This is a genomic window from Micromonospora sp. NPDC005171, assembly GCF_040608575.1.
GTDB lineage: Bacteria > Actinomycetota > Actinomycetes > Mycobacteriales > Micromonosporaceae > Micromonospora.
Genome location: NZ_JBEXIM010000084.1, coordinates 1 through 1,463, shown reverse-complemented (window position 1 = coordinate 1,463; position 1,463 = coordinate 1). Strand labels below are relative to the sequence as shown.

Below are 1,463 nucleotides of genomic sequence, written 5' to 3'. Positions count from 1 at the left end.
GCCGCGATCCGCGCGCTACCCAGCGTTACGGTGAACCGGCGCGGTCGACGCTCGGACATAGCCGAAAACAGTGCGTCTGGCCACACGTCATGGGGGTCGCGCACCAGCCGGCGTACCACGGCCAGCAGGTCGCCGCGGGACACGGTGGTGGCGCTGGTGCCGATGGCCGGGCGGCTGACACGTCGCGCTGCGACGCGAGCATCGGTCGTGGGAACATCACCGCGGTCGTCGGTCCGCTGCTGGTGACCGCGATCCACATCGGCGTGCCTTGGCCGCCGGGCAGGCGCAGTAGCGGTGAGCATTACAGTCTGCACGCCGATCGCAGCGTGTGGCTGCTCTTCTCCGGCTGGATCGTCCGATCTATTCGTTCTTCGTCGCGGGATTTCCCCGATCGGCAGGAGCGGGTGCCTGGTAGACGGTTTCCCGAGACCGAACGGCCCTCGACCTGGGGATCCTGTGACGAGCGGAATGAGTCAGCACAATGTGTTGGACTGAATGCCGTGTCGCAGCGCAGTTCAGGGGCGTTCGCGTACGTGGGTGGCGAGCATCGCGCGCAGTTGCGATAGGCCCGCCTCGACCAGCCCACGTTTCGGCAGCACCACCGACGTTGCGGCGAGGCCCTTCGACGCCAGCAGAACGAACGACCGGTCGGTCTCGATGTAGAACGGATGGTGGGACCAGGCGATCGTTGCATCCACGGCCGCGGACCGGAGGTGGATTCCGGTATCGGTCACCATGGCCTGGATCGGCTGGGACAGCCACGGGTTTCCCCGCACGAGCAGGTGCGCCTGCCAGCGATACGTCGCTGCCAGGGCGAGCCGGGCCAACAGGACGGCGATCCCCCCGATGATCGCTGCCAGCACCAGACCCAGGCCCACCACGATCGCGGCAGCATCCGTCGGGAATTCCCACACCTCGGCGGAGACGAGTCCTTCGACGACTGCGGCCAGCACGGCAACAGCCAGAATCGGAACGAGCCAGCGAACCCACCCGCGGCGTTGCTGGGCCGCGACGCCGTCGCGCAGATCATCGGGTGTCAGCGCGTAGTCCAGGCGAATCGGGTCCGTCGGGGCAGGCTCGGGCAACATGGGTCAACACCCTACTGGGGCGGATCGCGCGTCGTGGCTCGCGCCCGACCGCTGCGGTCCCCATCGGCCGGACGCATGATCCCGCGCTGATCACCATCCGTCCACCACCCCGTAGTGCCACGGCAGCCAGAACTGCGCAGGTCGACATGACTGAAAGTGCCCGCGCTGGCGCACGAACAGCCGATGAGCGGTCATTTGCGACAGCAATCGATTGATCGAGCAGGTGTTGACCATCGGCCCCGAACGACTGACGCACCTGGCCCCGCCAACGCGATACGCGCCGAACGTGAAGCTGCGGCCCACACGTCGATCGAAGATCTCAGGTAGAGCAACCGCTATGCCGCGATACGCGCGGCAATTCGGTCGCCCATGCAG

Annotated in this window: 3 protein-coding genes; 1 reads left to right on the top strand and 2 read right to left on the bottom strand. The window is 67.1% G+C overall.

The genetic code is table 11. The annotated features are described in order from the left end of the window. Positions 1–566: hypothetical protein (locus tag ABZU74_RS34010; RefSeq protein ID WP_355432883.1), on the top strand; the 566-nt coding region annotated here is incomplete at its 5' end. Here the strand turns inward: ABZU74_RS34010 and ABZU74_RS34005 are convergent. After that, the gene (locus ABZU74_RS34005) at positions 516–1,088 is read right to left on the bottom strand and encodes a YcxB family protein (protein WP_355432881.1); all 573 of its coding nucleotides are present in this window, start codon (positions 1,086–1,088) and stop codon (positions 516–518) included. The two genes, ABZU74_RS34010 and ABZU74_RS34005, sit on opposite strands and share 51 nt — an antisense overlap. A gap of 90 nt (positions 1,089–1,178) precedes the next feature. Beyond that, positions 1,179–1,463: hypothetical protein (locus ABZU74_RS34000; RefSeq protein WP_355432878.1), on the bottom strand; the 285-nt coding region annotated here is incomplete at its 5' end.

Excerpts from the sequence above, each read along its gene's own strand:
- ABZU74_RS34005 (WP_355432881.1), bottom strand. The coding sequence starts at position 1,088 with ATGTTGCCCGAGCCTGCCCCGACGGACCCGATTCGCCTGGACTACGCG.